The organism is Mesorhizobium sp. CCNWLY176 (assembly GCF_037153935.1).
GTDB classification, from domain to species: domain Bacteria; phylum Pseudomonadota; class Alphaproteobacteria; order Rhizobiales; family Rhizobiaceae; genus Mesorhizobium_M; species Mesorhizobium_M zhangyense.
Genome location: NZ_JBBBDZ010000003.1, coordinates 121,729 through 146,078, shown reverse-complemented (window position 1 = coordinate 146,078; position 24,350 = coordinate 121,729). Strand labels below are relative to the sequence as shown.

Annotated in this window: 14 protein-coding genes and 1 pseudogene; 10 read left to right on the top strand and 5 right to left on the bottom strand. The window is 63.2% G+C overall.

Annotated features, from left to right (window positions below):
- Nucleotides 1-616 precede the first annotated feature (616 nt).
- The 4 genes and pseudogenes from WBQ96_RS06300 to WBQ96_RS06285 all read right to left on the bottom strand — a co-directional run.
- A pseudogene (locus tag WBQ96_RS06300) lies at nt 617-2,707 on the bottom strand (dipeptide ABC transporter ATP-binding protein); the annotation flags it as partial.
- A 12-nt stretch (nt 2,708-2,719) separates the two neighbouring features.
- Complete coding sequence (locus WBQ96_RS06295; protein ID WP_442920919.1) at nt 2,720-3,880, bottom strand: ABC transporter permease; 1,161 nt, start codon at nt 3,878-3,880, stop codon at nt 2,720-2,722.
- Between the two features lies 1 nt (nt 3,881).
- A complete protein-coding gene (locus tag WBQ96_RS06290) occupies nt 3,882-4,916 on the bottom strand; it encodes an ABC transporter permease (RefSeq protein WP_336548439.1) in 1,035 nt (344 codons plus the stop codon).
- Nucleotides 4,917-5,011: 95 nt separating this feature from the next.
- Entirely contained in the window at nt 5,012-6,667 is a 1,656-nt protein-coding gene (locus WBQ96_RS06285; protein ID WP_336548437.1) for an ABC transporter substrate-binding protein, read from the bottom strand.
- 494 nt (nt 6,668-7,161) lie between these two features.
- Between WBQ96_RS06285 and WBQ96_RS06280 the strand changes: the two genes are divergently transcribed.
- From WBQ96_RS06280 to WBQ96_RS06255, 6 genes are all read left to right on the top strand, one after another.
- Nucleotides 7,162-12,636, top strand: coding sequence for an alpha-2-macroglobulin family protein (locus WBQ96_RS06280; RefSeq protein ID WP_336548435.1), 5,475 nt, complete (start codon nt 7,162-7,164; stop codon nt 12,634-12,636).
- 230 nt (nt 12,637-12,866) lie between these two features.
- On the top strand, nt 12,867-14,963 hold the full coding sequence (pbpC, locus tag WBQ96_RS06275; RefSeq protein WP_336548433.1) for a penicillin-binding protein 1C: 2,097 nt from the start codon (nt 12,867-12,869) through the stop codon (nt 14,961-14,963).
- A gap of 464 nt (nt 14,964-15,427) precedes the next feature.
- A complete protein-coding gene (locus WBQ96_RS06270) occupies nt 15,428-16,459 on the top strand; it encodes a sulfate ABC transporter substrate-binding protein (RefSeq protein ID WP_336548431.1) in 1,032 nt (343 codons plus the stop codon).
- 117 nt (nt 16,460-16,576) lie between these two features.
- Nucleotides 16,577-17,428, top strand: coding sequence for a sulfate ABC transporter permease subunit CysT (cysT, locus tag WBQ96_RS06265; protein WP_336548429.1), 852 nt, complete (start codon nt 16,577-16,579; stop codon nt 17,426-17,428).
- A complete protein-coding gene (gene cysW / locus WBQ96_RS06260; protein ID WP_336548427.1) occupies nt 17,421-18,305 on the top strand; it encodes a sulfate ABC transporter permease subunit CysW in 885 nt (294 codons plus the stop codon). Before cysT (WBQ96_RS06265) ends, cysW (WBQ96_RS06260) begins: the two co-directional genes overlap by 8 nt.
- Before the next feature lie 31 nt (nt 18,306-18,336).
- A complete protein-coding gene (locus WBQ96_RS06255) occupies nt 18,337-19,380 on the top strand; it encodes a sulfate/molybdate ABC transporter ATP-binding protein (RefSeq protein WP_165116234.1) in 1,044 nt (347 codons plus the stop codon).
- Between the two features lie 228 nt (nt 19,381-19,608).
- Here the strand turns inward: WBQ96_RS06255 and WBQ96_RS06250 are convergent, their stop codons facing one another.
- Nucleotides 19,609-20,148 (bottom strand): RBBP9/YdeN family alpha/beta hydrolase, encoded by a 540-nt coding sequence (locus WBQ96_RS06250; protein ID WP_336548424.1) that lies wholly within the window; start codon nt 20,146-20,148, stop codon nt 19,609-19,611.
- 382 nt (nt 20,149-20,530) lie between these two features.
- Here WBQ96_RS06250 and cysP point away from each other — a divergent pair, with 382 nt between their 5' ends.
- The 4 genes from cysP (at nt 20,531) to WBQ96_RS06230 (ending at nt 24,339) form a co-directional block, all read left to right on the top strand.
- Nucleotides 20,531-21,517 carry a thiosulfate ABC transporter substrate-binding protein CysP gene (gene cysP, locus WBQ96_RS06245; RefSeq protein ID WP_336548422.1) on the top strand — a complete coding sequence of 329 codons (987 nt, stop codon included), beginning with the start codon at nt 20,531-20,533 and terminating at the stop codon, nt 21,515-21,517.
- 90 nt (nt 21,518-21,607) lie between these two features.
- On the top strand, nt 21,608-22,429 hold the full coding sequence (gene cysT, locus WBQ96_RS06240) for a sulfate ABC transporter permease subunit CysT (RefSeq protein WP_336548420.1): 822 nt from the start codon (nt 21,608-21,610) through the stop codon (nt 22,427-22,429).
- Between the two features lie 3 nt (nt 22,430-22,432).
- A complete protein-coding gene (cysW, locus tag WBQ96_RS06235; RefSeq protein WP_336548418.1) occupies nt 22,433-23,320 on the top strand; it encodes a sulfate ABC transporter permease subunit CysW in 888 nt (295 codons plus the stop codon).
- Nucleotides 23,317-24,339, top strand: coding sequence for a sulfate/molybdate ABC transporter ATP-binding protein (locus WBQ96_RS06230; protein ID WP_336548416.1), 1,023 nt, complete (start codon nt 23,317-23,319; stop codon nt 24,337-24,339). The genes cysW (WBQ96_RS06235) and WBQ96_RS06230 overlap by 4 nt, the downstream gene beginning before the upstream one ends.
- The last annotated feature ends 11 nt before the right edge of the window (nt 24,340-24,350 follow it).

Below are 24,350 nucleotides of genomic sequence, written 5' to 3'. Positions count from 1 at the left end.
AGCTCAGATGGTCGTCGACCCATTCGCGTTCCGCCTTTTTCCACGCGGCAACCTGCGCAAATGTGAAAACGCCGAGTTCATGCAGGATGCCCTCGATCTTCGGACCAACGCCGGAAATCATCTTCAGATCGTCCGGAGCAGCCGGACGCGCAATGCCTTGCGGACGGCCTTTTACGACCGGCGCGGACGGCTTGGCCGTTTTCGTCTGCGCGGGCGCGACGGCCTTCGTGCGCGACGGTGCGGTGGGCTTTGCGCCGTTGGCGGCACGTGCTGCGGCTGGAGACGACGCGGTCTTTACCACGCGAGGCTTCTGCCCGACCTTGCCCTCGGCGCTCGCAGCCTCCTTCGCGGTAGCAGCCGTTGCAGGCTTGACTTCGCCGCTGACAGCCTGACGCCCCTCACCCGTTTCGGTCAGGGACTTTTCCGGAGCCGATTCACCGGGCCGCGCGGACACCGCTTTTGAGGATGTCACTTTGGGCTGCGCCTTTGACTTCACCGCTTCGGCAGGCGTTTTCGGCGCTTCCAGATTGGCAAGGCCCACCGTTGGTGCAGCATGCGTCGCCTGGCGCGGCGCATCCGACGCAGGAGGCGCAACCGCCGGATCCGGCTTTTTCTCGTCCTTGGCGAAACTGATCACCGGCTCCATGCCGGCCAGCACGTCATCGGGCAGCCAGCACAAGCTCTTATGCCCGTCGCCGAGGTCCTTAAGCGGCGGCACCCTTGTCTCGCACAGATTGTCAGGCACCAGCGATTTATAGCGGCAGCGCGTCTGGAACGGACAACCGGAAGGCGGGTTCATCGCCGAGGGAATGTCGCCCTCGAGCACGATATGCTTCTTGATCACGCTGGTATCGGCGATCGGAATCGCGGAAAGCAGCGCCTCCGTATAGGGATGATAGGGCGGCGAGAATATCTGGTCGGTCGTGCCCTGCTCGACGATGTGGCCGAGATACATGACCACCACGCGGTCGGCGATGTAGCGCACCACCGAAAGATCATGGCTGATGAACAGCATGGTCGTCTTCGACTCGCGCTGGATATCCATCAGAAGCTCGGTCACCGCAGCCTGCACCGACACGTCCAGCGCCGAAACCGGCTCGTCGGCGACCACCACGCGGGCACGGCCGGCGAAGGCGCGGGCAACGCCGATGCGCTGCTTCTGCCCACCGGAAAGCTGGCGTGGCATGCGCTCGGCGAAAGCACGCGGCAGCTTCACGAGATCGAGCAGTTCCAGCATCTTCTTGCGGCGCTCGCCGGCATTGTTGCCGATCTTGAATTTCTCCAGCGTGCGGATGATCTGCGAGCCGACCGAATGGCTTGGATTGAGCGTATCGAACGGATTCTGAAACACCATCTGGATCGAGGAGACGGTATCGACGTCACGGTTTTCGATGGCGATGGACTGGATGTCGCGATTTCCCAGCGAAATCGTTCCGGAACTCGCCGTCTCCAGCCCGAGCAGCACCTTGGCGAGCGTCGACTTTCCGCAGCCGGATTCGCCGACAATGGCAACCGTCTCGGATTCTCGCGCCTCGAAGCTGATGCTTTCATTGGCCTTGACGACGCGGCCCTCGCTGCCGCCGAACACTTCGTTGGCCGAAACCTTGTAGTATTTCTTGAGGTTGTCGATCTTCAGCACGGGCGCGCCGGGAGTGATCGGCGGCTTGCTGGTCTTGGCTCCCTCGGGCAGCGCCGTCCAGTCGATCTCGTCAAAACGGACGCAGCGGCTGTGGTGGTTGTCGTGGCCTTCGACAGGGATCATCGGGATTTCGGCGGCGTTGCAGACGCCTTCGACGAAATGCTGGCAGCGCGGGCCGAAATTGCAGCCCGTGGGCCGCTCGTGCGGCAGCGGCAACTGGCCGGGAATGGCAATCAGCGGCCGCGAATTCTTGTCGGCGCCCGGCAGCGGGATGGAGCGGAACAACCCTTGCGTATAGGGATGGCGCATGCGGTCAAACACGTCCTCGACCTTGCCGGTTTCCACCGCCTCGCCCGAATACATGACGGTGATGCGGTCGCAGGTTTCCAGGATCAGGCCGAGATTGTGCGACACGAAGATCATCGACGTGCCGAATTCCTTGCCGAGCCCCTTCACCAGTTCGACGATGCCGGCCTCGACCGTCACATCGAGTGCGGTCGTCGGCTCGTCGAGCAACAAAAGTGCCGGCTTCGACAAAAGCGCCATGGCAATGACGATGCGCTGCTGCTGACCGCCCGAAAGCTGGTGCGGATAGGATTTCATCATCCGCTCGGGATCGGGCAGGCGCACCGACTTCAGCATCGCCAGCGAGCGGCTGTAGGCCTCCTCCTTCGACACCTTGTCGTGGATCAGCGGCACTTCCATCAATTGCTGGCCGACCTTCATCGCCGGGTTGAGGCTCGCCATCGGCTCCTGATAGATCATGGCGATCTTGTTGCCGCGAATGGCCCGCAGTTCCTCGTCCGACATGTCGCCCATGTCCTTGCCCTGGAACTTGATGCGTCCGCCGACGATCTTTCCGACATTGGACAGGTCGCGCATGATGCCGAGCGACACGGTCGACTTGCCGCAGCCGGACTCGCCGACGATGCCCATCGCCTCCCCCGGCATTACCGTGCAGGAGAAGTCCATCACAGCCGGAATTTCACCTCGCCGGGTGAAGAAGGAGATGGAGAGGTTCTCGATTTCGAGGATCGGCTTGGCGGGATTCCTTACAGCCTCGTTCATCGTCTCTCTCCGTCAGTCTTTCATCGATTGTTCGCGCAGCGCATCGGCCAGAAGATTGAGGCCGAGCACGAAGGTCATCAGCGCGATTGTCGGCGGTAGTGCCGGGTGGATGAAGGAACGCAGCAGCCGGCTCGCATCCTTGATGGCCGTGCCCCAATCCGGGCTTTCGGGTGCAAGGCCGAGGCCGAAATAGCCGAGAGTTCCAAGCAGGATGGTGGTGTAGCCGATACGCAGGCAGGCATCGACGATCAGCGGGCCACGCGCATTGGGCAGGATTTCCCAAAGCATGATGTACCAGGGACTTTCGCCGCGCGTTTGCGCCGCCGCCACATAGTCGCGCGTCTTGATGTCCATCACCAGGCCACGCACGATGCGGAACACGCCGGGGCTGGATGCGAACACCACCGCCACGAAGATATTCAGTTCGTTCGGGTCCATCTTGACGATGCCGAACGGGTCGGCGTTGAAGACGAGCCCGATATAGACCCAGCCACCAAACAGCAGGGTGAGGCCGAGAAGCAGATAGAGGCGCTCCGGCCGGTTCTTGAAGCGCGTGTAGAAGAGCGTGCAGAAGAAGATGATCGGGAACAGGAAGAACAACCCGGCCATCGCAAAGGGGATTGGCGTGTCCATGATGCCCGGCGTCACCAGCAGGTAGAACAGCAGGATAACAGGGAAGGCCAGCACCAGATTGGCGAGGAAGGACAGGAACGAGTCGATCCTTCCGCCGTAATAGCCTGCCGGCAGGCCGAGCGTGATGCCCACCATCAGCGCGAAGCCAGTCGCCAATGGTGCGATCGCCAGCACGATACGGCTGCCATAGATCATGCGGCTGAAGACGTCGCGGGCGAGCTTGTCGCCGCCGAACAGATAGGCGAGGCCCGAATTGGCGTCGATGGCGCCGGGCAGCGCATCCTTCATGATCGGTATCTGCCCGAGCGGATCGAACGGCGCGACCCGGTGGGCGAAGATCGCCGTGAACAGCCAGAAGAAGCAGATGACCACGCCGGCGATTCCCACGCCGCTGTCGAAGAGCTGGCCGTAGAGGCCGAGCTTCTTCTTGAACCAGAAGCTGGCGCCCAGCACGATCGCCATCGCCACCCAGACGGGCCAGAAGCGCGCAAGCACCGCAAGCACGATCTGGGTTGCGGACAGGAATTCCATCGTACCCATCTTACTGCACCCTGATGCGTGGATTGAGGTAGGCGTAGCCCAGGTCCGAGATGAGCTGGGTGAACAGCACGACGAAGACCGAGACAAGCGAACAACCGAGCAGGAGATCGATGTCGTTGTTGCCGGCAGCTTCCACCAGCGTGTAGCCGAAGCCCTGATAGCGGAACATCACTTCGACGATGACCACGCCGGTGAGCAGCCACGGGAACTGCAGCATGATGACGGTGAACGGCGCGATCAGCGCGTTGCGCAGCGCATGCTTGATGACGACGCTGGAGAAGCTCAGTCCCTTCAGCCGCGCGGTGCGGATATATTGCTGCGTCATCACCTCGACCATCGAAGCGCGGGTCATGCGGGCGATGTAGCCGATGCCATAGATGGCCATGGTCATTACCGGCAGGGTGAAATTGTAGAAGGTGATGCCTTGCGCCGTCGCTGTCGCGGCAGAGCCGTTCAGCCAGCCGAGCCATGAGGCAAAGATGACGGTGAAGATGATACCGGAAACATATTCGGGCGTCGCTGTCGTCGCGATCGAGGCGACAGACAGGGTTCTATCGGTTCGCGTGCCTTCGCGCATGCCGGCCAATATGCCGATGAGCAGCGCAATGGGCACCATCGTCACCATAACCCAGAACATCAATATGCCGGTCGCGCCCAGCGCCGGAAAGAGCTTGGCAGCTACCTTGGTCTTGAACTTGGTCGAGCAGCCGAAATCGCCTTGCAGCACCCCGCCATAATGCGGCTCTGGCGGCTCATTGCAGTAGGAGAACCTCGGTATGGCCTTGCCCGTGGCGTCTATGTTGGGCTGCTTCTTCACCACGCCGATCCACTGGCCGTAGCGCACGAAGAAATTCTGCCGGTAGCCGTTCTTGACCAGCCAGCTCTCGATCTGGTCGGCGGGAGTGCGCATGTCGAGTTGGCTGATCGCCAGCTTCTTCAGGTTCGGTTCCAGATTCACCATGAAGAAGACGACCATCGTCAGGCACAGCATGGTCAGAACCATGGTCCCGAGACGACGAACAATAAAAGCAAACATGGTCAGCCCCTGCCGTTGGGTTGGGGTCAGATGCGGTCAACCCGTTGGAATCGGGAGAGGGACACGGATGCCCCTCTCCGACGGTTGAAGCAGTTTCACGCCTCGGCGAGCCAGACCTTGCCGAAGTCGTGTTCGAAGGTCGGATGCATGCCGTGGTTCTTCACGGTCTGCGCCGAGTGATTGTAGAGCTTGCGCCAGTACGGCTGGATGATGATGCCGGAATCCTGGAGGATCTTCTCGATATCGGCCATCACCGTCTTGCGCTTTTCGGCGTCGGCGATCGACAGGGCCTCGTTGACCTTGGCGTCGAAGTCCGGGTTCGCATAGGCGGATTCGTTCCATGCCTCGCCGCTGCGGTAGCCGATGGCGATGACCTGGATGCCGAGCGGACGCATATTCCAATTGGTCATGGAATAAGGATACTTCGTCCAGTCATTCCAGAAGGTCGAGCCCGGCAGAACCGTACGCTTGACCTTGATGCCGGCCTCGCGAAGCTGGGCAGCGATCGCATCGCCCGTATTCTTGTGCCAGTCCTCGTCCACCGTGATCAGGTCATGCTCGAAATCGGCCTGGCCGGCTTCGGCCATCAGCGCCTTTGCCTTGGCCGGATCGCGCGCCACTTTCGGCAGCTCCGCATATTCCGGATGGATCTGGCAGACGTGATGGTTTTCAGCAGGCACGCCGGCATTGCCGTAGCCGAGCTGGAGCACCACAGCATTGTCGACGGCGAGCTGGAGCGCGTTGCGCACCTTCTGGTCGTCATAAGGCTTGTTTGCCACGTTGGTGCGCGCAACGATGGTCGAGGCGGTAACCACCTCGGACTTCACGAGGTCCAAGCCGTCGAGGATGGTGACGTAGTCGGCCGTCGTCTCGTGATTGGTCTGGACTTCGCCAGCCTCGAAAGCGCTGACCATGGCCGCCGGATCGGTGCCGTAGTCGATGAATTCGACGCCGTCGAGATAGACTTCGCCGTTCCACCATTTGCCGTCTTCACGGCGCTTGTAGACGACCTTGCTGCCGACATCGTAGGAGACGAGCTCGAACGGGCCGGTGCCGATCGGGGTCGCGACGAAATTCGCGCCCTTCTCGTCGAAGCTGCGATGCACCACCAGACCCGGATAGTCGGTCAAGTTCGGGATGAGCGCGATATCGGACTTGCTGAGCGTCAGCTTGACGGTGTTGTCGTCGACCTTGGTGATCGCGCCTTCGCGCAGCTTTTTCGTAGCGTCGTCGACCAGGCTGCCCATGCGGCCCGGCATGGAGTTGCCTTCCACCGTCTTGTCGCACCAGCGGGTGAAATTGAAGATCACATCGTCGGCGTTGAAGACGTCGCCATTGTTCCAGGTCGCGCCCTGACGAACCTTCAGGACATATTCCGTAGCGTCGTCATTCACTTCCCAGCTTTCGAGAAGGTAAGGCTCGAAGGTGAACTCGCGACTGTATTTCACCAATGGTTCGAGCGTCTGGCGCTCGGCGTTGGCGATTTCGGACCAGTCGGCGGTGCGCGGGTCCTTCGGATCCTTGATGGACATCGCCACCTTGAGGACGCCACCCTTCTTGGGTTCTTCCTGCGCCATCGCAGGGGTGGGCGCGGCAAGACCGATCATGCCGTACGCCATTGCGGTGGAAGCGCCGAACACGCTCGCCAGTGCGAGGAACTCGCGGCGGTCCATACCGCCGGCATTCACGCTCTTGGCCATTTCGACGATATGGTCTGGAACGCGATCCCCGTTGTTCTTGTAGAATGTCATCTTAGAACTCCCATTGTTGGCTTTCCGCCGATTAGCATTCCGCATCCGGCCCTCGATGTCAAAAGGAGCGGATCACAGAACTCGGGAGTAAATGTGCAACTTTGAATGGCTGGCAGTTCGCGCGAATACGACAAACTTGGCGCAAAATTGCTATTGCGCGGGCGGATTCGGCAGAATCTTCTGCGGACAATAAAACTGATACATTTGGAGCGTGCCGGCCAGCGCCAGACCGGTCATTCCTTGAGGCCAGGCAAGGGCTCGCGGGGCATCACCCACAGCCCTGACGTGTGGCTGCCACTAAAAATTGTGGAAACATGTATAGGCATATCTTTTGGTCGATGCCTGCGCCCCATATTCAGCACCTGACCGAATTCCCGATCGGGCTACATCCAAAAGACATGGGTGGAGATTAAACCTGCCGGGGCATCCATGTTGACAAGCGCCGGCCAAGCCGGATTCATGGGTCTCGAAACGACAGCGGTGTGGAGGAGACAATGTCTATGCGCGCGGCACGTGGTTTGTCGGTTTTCGTCTTTCTTTTATCCCTGCTGTTTGCTGGTGCCGGAGCGGCACTAGCCGTCGATGCGCGAACGATCGCCACCAGCGAGAATGGCGACTATTTCGGCTTCGACCTCAGGTCAGAGCAGAACGTCACGCTCGATCAGTGCAAGTCGACCTGCCTCGGCGATTCTTCCTGCCGCGCCTTCACCTATAACCAGAAGGCCAAATGGTGTTTTCTGAAGTCCGATTTCGCCACGCTGAAGCCGTTCCCGGGTGCGGTTGCCGGCAAGGTCGTGACGCTGAACAGCGATCCCGATATCGGCGCGCCGCCGGAGCTCTCTTTCTTCTCCGCCGGCATGATCGACGAGGCCCGCCAGTTCCGCACGAAGCTGACTGACGGCTCGGTGACGATCGGCCAGGAAGGCCTGGCCGCTCTGACCGAAGCAGCCGGCCAGGCGCTGCAGAACGGCGACCCGCGCACGGCAATGCAGAAATTCACCACCGCGGTCGCGACCTCACCCAATGACGGCACGCTTTGGCTCGGCCTCGCCCGCGCCATCGTCGGCGTCGCGCCCGCCAACGGTGAAGAGACCACAAAACTCCAGCGTGACGGAACCTCAGCCGCCTGGAACGCCTACCAGCTTCTGCGCACCACGCAGACACGCGCCGAAGTGCTGGCGGTGATGGCAGCGGCGCTCGACAAGCGCGAGATGTTCCGCCCTGCCCTGCAGGCCTATGAAGCAAGCCTGGCGCTGGTCAATTCGGCAACGATCCGCGCCGAATATGAAGACCTGAGGGCTCGCAAGGGATTCCGCGTCATCGACCATTCCGTCGACAATGACAGCGCAGCCCCGCGCATCTGCGCGCAATTCTCGGAGGAACTGGTCAAGAGCGGCGTCGACTACGCACCTTTCGTGACCGTCGACGGCGCAGCGCCCAAGGCGATCGAAGCCAAGGACAAGCAGATCTGCGTCGAGGGCCTCGAGCATGGCCGTCATTACAACGTCACCTTCCGCGCTGGTTTGCCTGCGGCGGTCGGGGAAGTCATCGCCGCGCCGGTCGTACTCTCCATCTATGTGCAGGATCGCACCGCCTCGGCGCGCTTCACCGGCGACAGCTTCGTGCTGCCGGCAACTGCGAGGCGTGGCATTCCGCTGGTCACCGTCAACATGGCGGCAGCCGATGTGAAGCTTTACCGTATCGGCGATCGCTCGCTGGCCCAGTTGCTCACCGGCTACCAGTTCCTGCGCCAGCTCGACAGCTACGACATTTCCAACATCTCCGACCAAATGGGAGAGCCGATCTGGGAAGGCCAGATCGAGATAGCCAACGAGCTCAACAAGGAAGTGACCACCAGCTTCCCGGTCGACGAGGCGCTGCCGCAGCGCAAGCCCGGCGTCTATGTGCTGACGGCGCAGCCGGTGAACGACCGTAGCGAGGATTACTCCTCCCGCGCCACGCAATGGTTCGTCGTCTCGGACATTGGCCTCTCGACCTATACCGGCCAGGACGGCCTGAACGTCTTCGCCCGCTCGCTTGGTTCGGCCAAGCCGAAAGCCGACATCGAACTGACGCTGCTGGCCCGCAACAATGAAATCCTCGGTACAGCCAAGACCGACGCCGAGGGCCGCGCCACCTTCACCCCCGGCCTGACCCGCGGCAGCGGCAGCATGGTGCCGGCGGTGCTGATGGCGAGCCAGGGCGACAGCGATTTTGTTTTCCTCGACATGACGCGTGCCGGCTTCGACCTGTCCGACCGTGGCGTGACGGGCCGCACAGCGCCCGGTGCGCTCGACGTCTACGCCTGGACCGAGCGCGGCATCTACCGCGTCGGCGAGGAAGTGCATGTCGCAGCGCTTGCCCGCGACGATGCAGCCAAGGCGGTCGAGAACCTGCCGCTCACCTTCATCTTCACGCGCCCTGATGGCGTCGAGGACCGCCGCATCATCTCGGACGGCGCCAATGCCGGCGGCCATGCCGTCGACCTGACGCTGGCGAACAACGCCATGCGCGGCACCTGGACGGTATCGATCTACACCGACCCCAAGCAGGCAGCCGTCGCCAGCCAGATGTTCCTGGTCGAGGATTTCGTGCCCGACCGCATCGAATTCGACCTGACAAGCGACAAGCCCGAGATCGCCGCCGGCGAAGCAGCCAATGTCACCGTCGATGGCCGCTTCCTCTATGGCGCGCCGGCTGCCGGCCTGGCGCTCGAAGGCGAAGTGACGCTTTCGACCACGCAGGAATGGGAAAGCTTCCCCGGCTATTCCTTCGGCCTCGCCGATGAGCAGGAAGGCGAAGCGACGCGCATTCCGCTGGCCGACCTGCCCGTCGTCGGCGACGACGGTAAGTCGACCTTCCCCGTCGCGATAGAGCAACTGCCCTCGACCACCCGCCTGCTGAACGCCGCAGTGACGGTGCGCATGCGCGAAAGCGGCGGTCGCGCCGTCGAGCGTGCGCTCGACATCGGCATTCGCCCGCAAGGCCGGATGATCGGCATCCGTCCGGATTTTTCGGGCGGCGAGGTGCCGCAAGGCGGAACCGCCAAGTTCAGCTTCATTGCCGTCGACCCGCAAGGCAAGCGCGAGGCGCTGCAAGGCGCGCAGTGGTCGCTCGTCAAGGTCGAGCGCAATTACCAATGGTATCGCAGCGGCAACGCCTGGAACTACGAGCCGGTAACCTTCACCAAGGCTGTCGCCAACGGCCAGATCGATCTTGCCACTGATAAGGAAGCGTCGATCAGCGCGCCGGTAGACTGGGGCCGCTATCGCCTCGAAGTCGAGACCGCCGACCCGGCAGGCCCGGCCACCAGCTTCGAATTCGACGCCGGCTGGTATGTCGCAGCGACCTCCACCGAGACGCCGGACGGGCTCGAAATCGCCCTCGACAAGGACCACTACGCCGCCGGCGAAGTCGCCAAGCTGCAGGTTTCGCCGCGCTTTTCCGGCGAACTGCTGGTGACCGTCGGCGCCGACAAGCTCCTCAAGACGATCACCGCAAGCGTGCCGGAAGGCGGCGCGACCATCGACGTGCCGGTCGGCGACGACTGGGGCGCAGGCGCCTATGTCACGGCCACGCTCTACCGTCCTGGCGAAGCGCAGGAATCGCGCATGCCGGCGCGTGCCATCGGCGTGAAATGGCTGAAGGTTGATCCCGGCGCGAAGCAGCTTGGCATCACGCTTTCGCCGCCTGAAAAGACCGCGCCGCGCCAGACCCTGTCGATCCCGGTTGCGGTGACGGGTGCGGCACCGGCCAGCGACGCCTATGTCATGGTCGCAGCCGTCGATGTGGGCATCCTCAACCTGACGCAATACAAGACCCCGGACCCGGAAAACTGGTTCTTCGGCCAGCGCCAACTCGGGCTTGAACTGCGCGACCTCTATGGCCGCCTGATCAACGGCTCGCTCGGCACGACGGGCAAGCTGCGCACCGGCGGCGACGGTGCGAATATGGCCTCCGAAGGCAGCCCGCCGACCGAAAAACTGGTCGCCTTCTTCTCCGGCCCCGTAAAACTCGACGCTGAGGGCAAGGCGACGGTCGATTTCGACATTCCGCAGTTCAACGGCACCGTGCGCATCATGGCCGTAGCCTGGAGCAAGGAGGCTGTCGGCCACGCAACAAGCGACGTGATCGTGCGCGACCCGGTGGTGATCACCGCCGGCCTGCCGCGTTTCATGGCCCCGGGCGACGCCGCCGAAATGCGGCTCGACATTTCCAACACCGATGCCCCGGACGGCGATTATTCTCTGGCTATCGATACGACGGGTAGTGTTTCAACCGGCACGGCGCCCGAAAAAGTGACGCTGACCGCCGGCAAGCGCCAGACGCTGACGGTCCCGCTCACCGCTCAATCGACCGGTGACGCCGGCCTGACCATTCGGCTCGCCAATGCCGCGGGCCTGAGCATCGAACAGAACCTGACCATCCCGGTGCGGCCTGCCGAACTGCCGGTGACGACGCGCACCGTGGTCGACCTGAAACCCAATGCCAGCCTACGTATCGATAAGGAATTGCTGGCGGCGAGCCTGCTCGACGGTGCTTCCGTCAGCGTCGGCGTGTCGCGGGCTTCGGCCTTCGACGTACCGTCGCTGCTGATGACGCTCGACCGCTACCCCTATGGCTGCGCCGAGCAGACGACCAGCCGCGCGCTGCCGCTGCTCTATGTCAGTGAACTGGCGGCAAGTGCGGGCATGGCCGACGACACCACCCTGCACGACCGCATCCAGCAGGCGATCTACCGCGTGCTGAACTATCAGGCGTCGTCGGGCAGTTTCGGCCTGTGGGGGCCGGGCTCGGGCGATCTCTGGCTCGACGCCTATGTCACCGACTTCCTGACCCGGGCGCGCGAAAAGAACTACGAGGTGCCGAGCGAGGCGATGCTGTCTGCATTGCAAAACCTGCAGAACGCCATCTCCTACGACATCGACCTGCAGGATCGCGGCAGCGAGATCGCCTATGCGCTGTACGTGCTGGCCCGCAACAAGAAGGCGTCGATCGGCGACCTGCGCTATTATTCCGACACGCAACTGGAAGCTTTCTCGAGCCCGATGGCGGTGGCGCAGCTTGCCGCCAGCCTCGCGCTTTACGGCGACCAGCAGCGCTCGGAAAACACCTTCCAGGCCGCACTGACGCTGGCCAAGACCAACACCGAGCATGATTATTCGCGCTCGGATTACGGTTCGCGCCTGCGCGACGGCGCTGCCATGCTGGCACTTGCCGCCGAAAGCCGCCCGGCACCGAAGATCGTGCCGGAGCTGATCAAGCTCGTCACCGCCGAGCGCAAGGCTGCGAACTACACCAGCACGCAGGATCAGGCCTGGATGCTGCTCGCGGCCCGCGCCATGCGCACCAACAGCGATACCATCCAGCTCACCGTCAATGGCGAGCAGCATGGCGGCGCCTATTCGCAGCAGGTGTCCGGCAACGACCTCGCCGACAACCCACTGGTCATCGCCAACACCGGCAAGGATGCCTTGCAGGCAGTGGTGACTGCGGTGGCGGCACCCGCCCAGCCGCTGCCTTCCGGCGGCGACGCCTTTCAGATCGCGCGCACCTATTATGCGCTCGACGGCTCCGAGGCCAATGTTACCAGCGTGGCACAGAACGAGCGCTTCGTGGTTGTGCTGAAGATCGACGAGTCCAACGACTGGCCCTCGCGCGTGCTGGTGACAGACCTGCTGCCTGCCGGCTTCGAGATCGACAATCCGGGACTGGTGTCCAGCGCCGACCTGGGCAATTTCCCCTGGCTCGCCCGCACCGAGGCCGCGCATCTCGAATTCCGCGACGACCGTTTTGTAGCCGCCTTCGACCGGACCTCCGGCGACAACGGCCAGATCACGCTGGCCTATGTCGTGCGCGCCGTGACGCCCGGCATCTATGCGCATCCGGCGGCAAGCGTGGAGGACATGTACCGGCCGCAATATTCGGCCCGCACGGCGAGCGGGATGATGGAGGTGAGGACGCCGTAGTCATGAAAGCGCTTGGCTACATGTCATCGACAGCGACTTACAATTCAGCGTCGAGCCGCCCCTCACCCTTACCCTCTCCCCGTAAACGGGGAGAGGGGGGCGTCAGCGTTGCAGCCGGCCTTCTTCTCCCTGTGAACGAGGAGAAGGCTGAAGCGTCAACGTTGCGGCCAGCCTTCTTCTCCCCGTCACTATACGGGGAGAAGGTGCCGGCAGGTGGATGAGGGGCGGCTATGCGCGTCCCAGTCAGAGTGCTGCGAAAATTGGCGGCTTACGCCACAGCCGGTGCAGCGGCCGTCGCAGTAGCGATTGGCGCTCTCTACACCCTCGACCGCGCCTACCCCCCGCCCCTGCCCGCCCAACTCACCGTCTCCTCGGAAGTGCTAGACCGCGACGGCGCGCTTCTCCGCGCCTACGCAACGCCCGACGGCTACTGGCGTCTCGGAACCTCTCTCGACCAGGTCGATCCGCAATTCGTAAAAATGCTGATCGCTTACGAGGACAAACGCTTCTTCGACCACGACGGCGTCGACGTGCTCGCCCTATTGCGCGCGGCAAAGCAGTTCGCGGGAAACCGCCGCATCGTTTCGGGCGGCTCGACACTGTCGATGCAGCTTGCCCGGCTGATCGAGCCGCGCGAAAGCCGAAGCTTCGGTTCGAAATTCCGGCAGATCCTGCGCGCCATACAGATCGAGCGGCGGCTTTCCAAGCGCGACATCCTCGAACGCTACCTGACGCTGGCGCCCTATGGCGGCAATCTCGAAGGCGTGCGTGCCGCCTCGCTCGCCTATTTCGGCAAGGAGCCGCGCCGGCTAACCGTCTCGGAAGCAGCCCTGCTCGTCGCCCTGCCGCAACTGCCGGAGCGCCGCCGCCCCGATCGCAACCTGAAGACCGCGCAGGCCGCGCGTGACCGGGTGCTGGAACGCATGGTGACGGCGGATATTCTGGGTGAGCGCGAGGCCGCGCGCGCCGCAAACGACGCCGTTTCCGAGGTGCGCTTCGCCCTGCCCGCGTTGGCCGCCCATGTTGCCGATGCAGCGCTGCGCAAGGCGCCATCGCAAAGCCGGCATCAGGTCACGCTGCGCAAGCGCGTTCAGGAAGGGCTGGAAGCCGTCGCGAAAAGTGCCGCAGCCAAGCTCGGCCCGCGCATTTCGGTGGCCATGGTCCTGGCCGATGCCCGCACCGGCGAAATCCTTGGCGAGGTTGGTTCGGCGAACTATTTCGACGCCAGCCGCTCGGGCTGGATCGACATGACGAAGGTATCGCGCTCGCCCGGCTCGACCTTAAAACCCTTCATCTACGGGCTGGCGATGGAACAGGGCCTCGTCGCGCAGGAAACGCTGATCGAGGACCGCCCGGCAGATTTCGCCGGCTACCGCCCGCGCAATTTCGACATGAGCTACCAAGGCGATGTCAGCGTGCGCCAGGCGCTGCAACTGTCGCTCAACGTTCCGGCCGTGCACCTGCTCGATGCTGTCGGCCCGGCGCGGCTGACGGCACGGTTCCGGCAGGCCGGCGTGACCCCTGCCTTGCCGAAGGATGAACCGCCGGGGCTCGCCATCGGCCTTGGCGGCGTCGGGCTGTCGCTGCGCGATCTCGTCCAGCTCTATACCGGCCTCGCCAACAGCGGAAAGGCGCGCATCCTGCGCGACGGCACCGAGGCGGTCGAGCCCGTGCAAGGCGGCGGCACGATCCTCGACGAGCAGGCAACGTGGCAGATCGCCGATATTCTGTCCGGCGTGAAGCCGCCGGAAGGGGCGAGCCATCGCGGCATTGCCTACAAGACCGGCACGTCCTACGGCTACCGCGACGCATGGTCGGTCGGTTTCGATGGCCGCTATGTGCTGGGCGTGTGGGTCGGGCGCGCAGATTCCGGCTCGGTGCCCGGCCTGTCGGGCTATGTCTCGGCAGCCCCCATCCTGTTCGAGGGCTTTGCCCGGTCCGGTCTTGCCGCGGTGCCGCTTGCACGCGCGCCGGCTGGAGCGTTGCGCACGGCGCGCGCCGACCTGCCGGTGACGCAGACGCGTTTCACCTCCGGTTCGGATGAGCTGATCGCGCTGGCCGCTCCGACCGAACCCCCGCCGCGAATCGTCTTTCCGCCGGACGGGGCGAGGGTCGATCTCGGAACAATCTCAAGCGCCGCCTCGCCGCTGGTGCTGAAATTGCAAGGCGGCCGCGCGCCGTTCCGCTGGCTCGCCAACGGCAAGCCGCTTGCCGAACTCGACCGCCGCCGCACCGCGACATGGCTGCCCGACGGCACCGGCTATTCGACGCTGACCGTCATCGACGCCGCCGGTAGAGCGGCGAGCGTGAAGGTGTTCGTGGAGTGATGGTTCGACGGGTTCGTTGCAGAGATGAACTCGTGAAAGTCCAGTTCCTTAGCACCCCCCTCTGGCCTGCCGGCCATCTCCCCCTCAGGTGGGGAGATTAGCAGCTCCGCCGCATCGCCTATCCTGCAACGTTCGTGATTAGCGAAAGTCGCAATGAAGGCTGATCTCCCTCCTTGCGGGGGAGATGGCCGGCAGGCCAGAGGGGGGGCGCGAAGGAACTCGGCCTATCCAAAGGCCCAGAACATCCCGTGGCTGTGTCTCTAACCACAGCCTCCCGCCACACCCGGCTTCGCCCAACACACCCTGTTCAGTTAACGGGGCTCGCACCCATTAGAAAAATATTTTCCTCCCTCACCCCCTCCAAAGCGAGGAAAATTGCTCACGCTCCCCTAAATTAGCATGTTTGGGTGCGTCTAATTTCTATCAAATCGATAGAGTACCCTTCGCGAACAACGGAGGCAGACATGACTCATTATCGACCTCGTTTCCTTATTGCCGGCCTCCTTGCCGGAGCACTGCAACTCGGGTCTCTCGGCTTGGCTGCGGCCGATACGACGATCCTCAACGTGTCCTACGACCCAACCCGCGAACTCTACAAGGACTACAACGAAGCCTTCGCCAAGCATTGGAAAGCCGAGACCGGCGAGACGGTGACCATCCAGAATTCGCATGGCGGCTCGGGCAAGCAGGCCCGCGCGGTGATCGACGGGCTCGACGCCGATGTCGTGACGCTGGCGCTGGAAAGCGACATCAACGCCATTGCCGAAAAAACCAAGAAGATCGCGCCGGACTGGCGTGGCAAGCTGCCCAACAACTCCTCGCCCTACACCTCGACCATCATCTTCCTCGTCCGCAAGGGCAACCCCAAGGCGATCAACGACTGGGGCGACCTGGTGAAGGACGACGTGCAGGTGATCACGCCGAACCCGAAGACGTCCGGCGGAGCGCGCTGGAACTATCTGGCCGCCTGGGCCTGGGCCGACAAGGAGTATGGCGGCGACCAGGCCAAGATCAAGGACTACATCGCCACCCTCTTCAGCAAGCACGTTCCGGTTCTGGATACCGGCGCGCGCGGCTCGACGGTGACATTTGCCGAGCGCGACCAGGGCGACGTTCTTCTCGCATGGGAAAACGAAGCCTATCTGGCGCTCGATGAATTCGGCGCCGACAAGTTCGACATCGTTTTCCCGCCCTCCTCCATCCTGGCCGAACCTCCGGTCGCGGTGGTTGACGGCAATGTCGATGCCAAGGGCACCCGCAAGGTCGCGCAGGCCTATCTCGAATATCTCTATTCCGAGGAAGGCCAGCGCATCGCCGCCAAGCATCATTACCGCCCGTCCAAGCCTGATCTTGTTCCGGCCGACGAGTTGCAGAAGCTGCCCGAACTGAAGCTCGTGACCATCGATGACCCGATCTTCGGCGGCTGGAAAAAGGCGCAGCCCGAGCATTTCGGCGACGGCGGCATTTTCGACCAGCTTTACAAGCCGGCCCAGTAATTCGGACTGTCTACTGACCAAGCCCTGCCGGGGCGTTTGACGCGACTTTTTTAAAAAGCCACGCCATTCGCCTCGGCAGAGCATGTTAAGACTAGCTGCGCAGCGATAAGGGACGACATGACCACAGAACCCGCCCAGGCGGGGTGGCGATTCAAGGCGCCGAGCGTCATTCCGGGTTTCGGATTGACGCTCGGCTTCTCGCTTGCCTACCTCACGCTCATCATCCTCATCCCGCTGACGGGTCTCGTCTGGCGTTCGGCGTCACTTGGCTGGACCGATTTCTGGGCAATCGCCACCGACCGCCGCACGGTCAAGGCACTGGAGATCAGCTTCGGCACGGCGCTGATCGCGGCTGCCGTCAATGTCGTCTTCGGCACCATCGTCGCCTGGGTTCTGGTGCGCTACCGCTTTCCCGGCCGCCGCGTCATCGATGCCATGGTCGACCTGCCTTTCGCCCTGCCGACGGCAGTGGCAGGCATCGCGCTGACCACGCTCTATGCGTCCAAGGGCTGGATCGGCAGCCTTCTGGCGCCGCTCGGCATAAAGGTCGCCTATACGCCGCTCGGCATCGTCATAGCCCTGATCTTCATCGGCCTGCCCTTCGTCGTGCGCACGGTGCAGCCGATCATCGAAGAGATCGACAAGGAGGTCGAGGAGGCCGCCGCCACGCTTGGCGCCAGCCGCTTCCAGACCATCACGCGCATCCTGTTTCCCGGCCTCGCACCGGCCATCGTCACCGGCTTCGCTCTGGCCTTCGCCCGCGGCGTCGGCGAATACGGCTCGGTCATCTTCATCGCCGGCAACATGCCTTATGTCTCGGAAATCGCCCCGTTGCTGATCGTCATCAAGCTCGAGGAATACAACTACGCCGCAGCAACCGCGATCGCCACGATCATGCTCGTCATCTCCTTCGCCATGCTTCTGGTCATCAACCTCCTCCAGTCGTGGAGCCGCAAACGCTATGGCTGAGCTTGTCGAAACCTCATCCAGCCGCGCTCGCGAAAACCGCGCCTCGGCCATCAACGAGAGCCGCACGACGCGCTGGGTGCTGATGGCGCTGGCCTTCGGCTTTCTGGCGATCTTCCTCCTGTCGCCGCTGGTGCTCGTCTTCGCTGAGGCGTTCAAGCGCGGCATCGGCCCCTACACCGAAGCGCTGGTCGACCGTGATACGACCGCGGCGATCCGCCTGACCTTGCTCGTGGCGGCGATCTCCGTGCCGCTGAACCTCGTCTTCGGCGTGGCGGCCGCTTGGGCAATCGCCAAGTTCGAGTTCAAGGGCAAGGCCTTCCTGATCACGCTGATCGACCTGCCCTTCTCGGTATCGCCGGTGATTTCCGGCCTTGTCTACGTGCTTCTGTTCGGCGCAAGCAGCGTGCTCGGCCCATGGCTGAAAAGCTACGGCATCGAAATCCTCTTCGCCGTTCCGGGCATCGTGCTGGCAACTGTGTTCGTGACCTTCCCCTTCGTCGCGCGCGAATTGATACCGCTGATGCAGGAACAGGGCACCGGCGACGAGGAAGCAGCCCTTTCGCTCGGCGCCAATGGCTGGCAGGCCTTCTGGTATGTGACGCTGCCCAACATCAAATGGGGGCTGCTTTACGGCGTTCTGCTCTGCAACGCCCGCGCCATGGGCGAGTTCGGTGCGGTTTCGGTCGTGTCGGGCCACATTCGCGGCCTGACCAACACCATGCCGCTGCATGTCGAAATCCTCTACAATGAGTACAACGCTGTCGGCGCTTTCGCCGTCGCCTCGCTGCTGGCGGGCCTAGCGCTGGTCACGCTCGTTTTGAAGACCATTCTGGAAATCCGCTTCGGCCACGCCATCGCCGGCAGCCGCGGACACTGACAAGAAGAATTCGGGGAACAAGGGTAGTTTTATGGAAGTTCGCGTCGCCAATGTGCGCAAGGAGTTCGACCGGTTTCCGGCGCTTCACGACGTCTCGCTCGACATCAAGTCCGGAGAGCTGATTGCGCTGCTGGGCCCTTCCGGTTCGGGCAAGACGACGCTGCTGCGCCTGATCGCCGGGCTGGAGAAACCGACCAAGGGCGCGATCTATTTCGGCGAGGAGGACGCATCGCATCGCACCATCCAGGAGCGCAATGTCGGCTTCGTCTTCCAGCATTATGCGCTGTTCCGGCACATGACGGTGGCCGACAATGTCGGCTTCGGCCTGAAGGTTCGTCCGGGCGCAACCCGGCCCGCCGCAGCCGAAATCCGCCGCCGCGCCTCCGAACTGCTCGATCTCGTCCAGCTTTCGGGCCTTGAAAAGCGCTATCCGGCGCAGCTTTCCGGCGGCCAGCGCCAGCGCGTGGCGCTCGCCCGCGCCATGGCGATCGAGCCGAAGGTGCTGCTGCTCGACGAACCTTTCGGCGCGCTCGACGCGCAGGTGCGCCGCGAATTGCGCCGCTGGCTGCGCGAAATCCACGACGCCACGGGGCACACGACGGTCTTCGTCACGCACGATCAGGAGGAAGCGCTGGAGCTTGCCGACCGCGTCGTCGTCATGAGCCAGGGCCGCATCGAACAGGTCGGCACCGCCGACGAGGTCTACGATACGCCCAACTCGCCCTTCGTCTACGGCTTCATCGGCGAATCCAGCTCCTTGCCGGTGAAGGTCGAGGACGGCCAATTGTGGGTCGCCGACCGCCCCATCGGCCTCTCCGTTCCGGACGCCCCGAACGGCAAGGCAGAGCTCTATTTTCGTCCGCACGACGTTGAGCTGCTGGAGGAATGCAACGGCTGCATAGCCGGCACGGTGGTGGCCAGCCGGCGCGTTGCCGGCACGCGGCGTGTCGAACTGGAGATCGGCGGCGAGAGGCAGCGCGTCGAGATCGAACTGCCGATCGAGCACCCTGCCGCGCAGAAAAGCCGCGTGGCGTTCCGGCCACGGCGGTGGAAGGTTTTTCTGGCTGAGGGTTGAGTGCGTTTCCCCACCTCCACTCGGCGAAGCTACCGCTCTACGTTGCCCCCCTCTGGCCTGCCGGCCATCTCCCCCACAGGTGGGGAGATCAGCCTTCAGGTCGGCTTTCGCCAATCACCAACGTTGAAAAAAGTGCGGGGCGGGAGACACAGCTAATCTCCCCGCCTGTGGGGGAGATGGCCGGCGGGCCAGAGGGGGCGCGAAGGAACGCAGCTTCGAAGGACAGCCTCAAGCCGCCCGCGCAAACTTGAAGCACGAAGCCAGCGCATAGCCATCCTCCCAGCGGCCGAAGCCGCTGGCGACGTTGATGTGCCCGGCATCGCCGATATCGACCAGCCCGCTGCCCCAGACGCCCGCATATTCCTGCGCGATATCGAAATCCATGTAGCTGTCGTTGCGGCTGGCGACGAAGATCGACGGAAACGGAAGCCGGCGGCGCGGCATTGCGCCGAAGTCGATCAGGCCGGGATGCCTAGCATTGGTCACGTCGATATCGCACGGCGCGACCAGCACCGCACCGGCGACATGCTCGGCAGCCGGCCGCCCGGCGAGCTTTGCCGCCAGGATGCAGCCGAGGCTGTGCGCGACGAGAACAGCGCCGGGATGGGCGACGAGTTCGCTTTCCAGCGTATGCAGCCAGTCTTCCAGCACAGGCTTGTCCCAATGCTCCTGTTGGACGAGGATCGCATCGTCATGGTCCACCAGCCAGTGGCGCTGCCAATGGTCCTCGCCGGAACCGTTCAGGCCGGGAAGTATCAATGTGGTCATGCTGCACTCCTCTGGAAGCCCCAGCCGGATTGGCGGCCCGTCGCCGCCGATTCATGTTTCTATTTTAAAGGTGCCGCCGCGCGGACAGAGGATCGCGTTTTGCGAATTTTCGCCGACATCGAAAACACTATTCCGCCCACTCGCAGCGATCGGCGAAAATGGATTCTCGCAGAGATGATTTTTCCCAAAATGGCAAAAATATCCGTCACACGAAAAGACGATGCGTCACCGGTGAAATGAAATTCTAACAAGGTGAGATCATTAGAATCCTGTTCTCATGCCACGCCGTCGAAAGGCAGCTACTTCCTCGCGGGGTTACATGCGCTTCGGCTAGGTTGAGCCTCAAACACAAAACAACTTTTGGGATCATGGAGTTATCCGAATGAGACGTTTCCTGCTCGTTGGCGCGGCAATTGCCGGCCTGCTCGCCGCCCCCGTATCGGCTTTTGCCGCCGACAAGCTCCTGAACGCCTCCTATGACGTTGCGCGCGAACTGTTCGTCGCAGTCAACAAGGCCTATGTCGCCGCCCACCCCGGCGTGACCATCGACCAGTCGCATGCCGGCACCTCCAAGCAGGCGCGCGCCATCGTCGAGGGGCTGGAGGCCGACGTGGTGACCTTCAACCAGGTGACCGACATCGATTTCCTCGCCAAGAACGGCTTCGTCTCGGACGACTGGAAGAGCGATTTCCCGAACCAGTCTTCGCCCTTCTATTCGCTGCCTTCCTTCCTCGTGCGCGCCGGAAACCCCAAGAACATCAAGGATTGGAACGATCTCGCCCGTGACGATGTGAAGGTGATCTTTCCGAACCCCAAGACCTCGGGTAACGCCCGCTACACCTATCTCGCTGCTACCGCCTACGCCAAGGAAGCCTTCAAGGGCGACGAGACCAAGGTGAAGAAATTCATCACCAAGATCTTCGACAACGTCCCGGTCTTCGACACCGGCGGCCGCGCCGCCACCACGACTTTCGTCGAGCGTGGCATCGGCGACGTGCTGATCACCTTCGAATCGGAGACCACCGGCATCCGCAAGGAGTTCGGCGAAGACAAATATGATGCCGTCGTGCCGCCGGTCAGCCTGCTCGCCGAATTCCCGGTGGCGATCGTCGACAAGGTGGTCGACAAGCGCGGCTCGCGCGACCTCGCCAAGAACTATCTCGACTTCCTCTACACGCCGGAAGGCCAGACGATCCTCGCTGAAAACGGCAACCGCGTTCACGACGAGAAGGTCGCCGGCGAGTTCAAGGACAAGTTCCCCGAAGTCCGCCTCGTCACCGTCGAGGACGTCTTCGGCGGCTGGGACAAGGTGCAGGCCGAGCATTTCGCTTCCGGCGCACTGCTCGACCAGATCTACGGCGAGCGTTGACCCTTCAGCTCGATTGCTGTTCAAGGGCGGGAAGCCGGTCATGCCGGCTTTCCGCTTTTTTGAGTTTCGATTTTCCGGAAGGCTTTGTCCGTGGCTCGTCGCGTCCTGCCGGGTTTGCCCCTGGCGCTCGGAATAACTCTGGTCTACGTCTCGATCATCGTCGTGCTGCCGCTCAGTGCGCTGGTCTACAAGGCGGCGAGCCTCGGTTTTGAAGATTACTGGCGCATCGTCTCGTCGGGCCGCGCGCTGGCGAGTTATCGCGTCACCGCGCTTTCTGCCCTCGCCGCCACCGCCTTCAACCTCGTCTTCGGCTTCGCGCTCGCCTGGGTTCTGGTGCGCTATCGCTTTCCCGGCCGCCGCTTCATCGACGCACTGGTCGACCTGCCCTTCGCCCTGCCGACCGCGGTCGCCGGCATAGCGCTGACGGCACTTTTCGCGCCCAACGGCTGGTTCGGCTCGATCCTCGGCGAAGCCGGCATTCAGGTTGCCTACACACCGCTCGGCATCATGATCGCCATGGCCTTCACCAGCCTGCCCTTCATCGTGCGAACCATCCAGCCTGTGCTGGAGGACCTCGACCCCGCACTTGAGGAAGCCGCCCAGTCGCTTGGCGGCTCCGACGCTTCAATCTTTGCGCGCGTCATCCTGCCATTGCTGACGCCCGCGATTCTTGCCGGCGTATCGCTTGCCTTCGCCCGCAGCCTCGGAGAGTTCGGCGCCATCATCTTCATCGCCGGCAACCAGCCCTTCTCGACCGAGATCACCGCGCTTCTGGCCTTCATCCGGCTTGAGGAATACGACTATCAGGCCGCTGCCGCGATCGCCTCGGTGTTGCTGATCACCGCTTTCGTGATGCTCGCCGTCACCAACATCCTGCAGGCCCGTGCCCTGCGCTACACGGCGAGGGGCTGAGCGATGGCTGGCAAAACCAGAAAACCACCGCGTGTCGGCGACCAGCCCGGCTTCCGCCGTGCCTTGATCGCCGCCGTGTTGGTGGTGACCGCGATCTTCATCGTCGCGCCGCTGGTCGTCATCGGCGTGCAGGCGTTTTCGCAAGGCTGGGCGGTCTATGCCGCAGCAATTGCCGATCCCGACACGCTCCACGCCATTCTCCTGACCGTCACGACAGCGCTCATCGCCGTGCCGATCAACACCGCCTTCGGCGTCGCAGCCGCCTGGGCGATCACCAAATTCGATTTCTGGGGCCGGCGTTTCCTGCTGGTCGTCATCGAAATCCCCTTCTCGATCTCGCCGATCGTCGCCGGCGTCGCCTATCTCTTCGTCTACGGACTACAGGGCCTGTTCGGGCCTGCCCTGCAGTCGGCCGACATCAAGATCCTGTTTGCGCTCCCCGGCATCGTGCTGGCCTCGATGTTCGTTACCGCCCCCTTCGTCGCCCGCGAGCTGATCCCGCTGATGCAGGCGCAAGGGCGCGATCTGGAAGAAGCCGCGACCTCGCTCGGCGCATCCGGCTGGCGCACTTTCTTTTCGGTGACGCTGCCCAACATCCGCTGGGCGCTACTTTACGGCGTGGTGCTGTGCAATGCCCGCGTCATGGGCGAGTTCGGCGCGGTGTCGGTCGTTTCCGGGAATATTCGCGGCCAGACCAACACGCTGCCACTGCATATCGAACTGCTCTACCACGACTACCAGACCGCCGGTGCCTTCGCCGCCGCCTCCATCCTCGCCGTGCTGGCCGTGGTTACCTTGGTTGCCAAAGTGCTGCTGGAGCGCCGGGGAGCCGGCCGTGGCGGCCGTCCGACACTGGCCGCAAACCAAACCGTTCCGGAGACAACGACGTGAAAATCCGCCTCGACACCGTCGTAAAAACCTTCGACACCTTCCGCGCCGTGCATGGCGTTTCGTTGGAAATCGAAAGCGGCGAACTGGTGGCGCTGCTCGGGCCGTCAGGTTCCGGCAAGACGACCATATTGCGCATGGTCGCCGGCCTCGAATATGCCGATGGCGGCAAGATCTATTTCGGCGACGAGGACGCCACCGACATTCCGGTGCGCGACCGTGGCGTCGGTTTTGTCTTCCAGCACTACGCGCTGTTCCCGCATATGACGGTGGCGGAAAACATCGCCTTCGGCATGAAAGTGTCGAAGGTGAAGCGCTCGAAAGCCGAGATTACCACCCGCGTCGCCGATCTCCTGCGGCTGGTGAAGCTCGATGGCCTCGGACAGCGCTTTCCCGGCCAGATTTCCGGCGGCCAGCGCCAGCGCGTTGCGCTCGCCCGCGCGCTCGCCGTTGACCCGAAAGTGCTGCTGCTCGACGAGCCCTTCGGCGCGCTCGACGCCAATGTGCGCCGCGACCTGCGCCGCTGGCTGCGCGAAATCCACGAGGAACTCGCCATCACCACCCTGTTCGTCACCCACGATCAGGAAGAGGCGCTCGACCTCGCCGACCGCGTCGTCATCCTCAAGGACGGCAAGATCGTCCAGCAGGGCACGCCGGAGGAAGTCTGCCGCGAACCCAATTCGCCCTTCGTCATGGGTTTTCTCGGCGACACCAACCGCCTGCCGGCAAATGTGTCGGGTGGACGCGCAGTGGTCGGAAATGCCGCCCTGCCCGCGCCCGGCGTGGCCGACGGCAAGGCGGAGATTTTCGTGCGCCCCAGCGACCTCGACTGGACCGAGCACGGCGACGGCGTGCCGGCAAAAATCCTGCGCGTTATCGACCGGCCCGACGGCAGGCGTCTGCTGGCCGCGACCGACCAGGGCGAGACGCTGGAACTCGACGTTGCGCCCGAAATCCAGGCCAAGGCCGGCGATGAAGGCTTTGTCACGGTCCGGCGCGGACGCATTTTCGCTGCGGGTTAAGGCACAGGATC

Coding starts and splice junctions, on each gene's coding strand:
- WBQ96_RS06290 (WP_336548439.1), bottom strand. CDS start 4,916: ATGTTTGCTTTTATTGTTCGTCGTCTCGGGACCATGGTTCTGACCATG.
- cysW (WP_336548418.1), top strand. CDS start 22,433: ATGGCTGGCAAAACCAGAAAACCACCGCGTGTCGGCGACCAGCCCGGC.
- WBQ96_RS06270 (WP_336548431.1), top strand. CDS start 15,428: ATGACTCATTATCGACCTCGTTTCCTTATTGCCGGCCTCCTTGCCGGA.
- WBQ96_RS06250 (WP_336548424.1), bottom strand. CDS start 20,148: ATGACCACATTGATACTTCCCGGCCTGAACGGTTCCGGCGAGGACCAT.
- WBQ96_RS06280 (WP_336548435.1), top strand. CDS start 7,162: ATGTCTATGCGCGCGGCACGTGGTTTGTCGGTTTTCGTCTTTCTTTTA.
- WBQ96_RS06285 (WP_336548437.1), bottom strand. CDS start 6,667: ATGACATTCTACAAGAACAACGGGGATCGCGTTCCAGACCATATCGTC.
- cysT (WP_336548429.1), top strand. CDS start 16,577: ATGACCACAGAACCCGCCCAGGCGGGGTGGCGATTCAAGGCGCCGAGC.
- WBQ96_RS06295 (WP_442920919.1), bottom strand. CDS start 3,880: ATGGGTACGATGGAATTCCTGTCCGCAACCCAGATCGTGCTTGCGGTG.
- pbpC (WP_336548433.1), top strand. CDS start 12,867: ATGCGCGTCCCAGTCAGAGTGCTGCGAAAATTGGCGGCTTACGCCACA.
- WBQ96_RS06255 (WP_165116234.1), top strand. CDS start 18,337: ATGGAAGTTCGCGTCGCCAATGTGCGCAAGGAGTTCGACCGGTTTCCG.
- cysP (WP_336548422.1), top strand. CDS start 20,531: ATGAGACGTTTCCTGCTCGTTGGCGCGGCAATTGCCGGCCTGCTCGCC.
- cysW (WP_336548427.1), top strand. CDS start 17,421: ATGGCTGAGCTTGTCGAAACCTCATCCAGCCGCGCTCGCGAAAACCGC.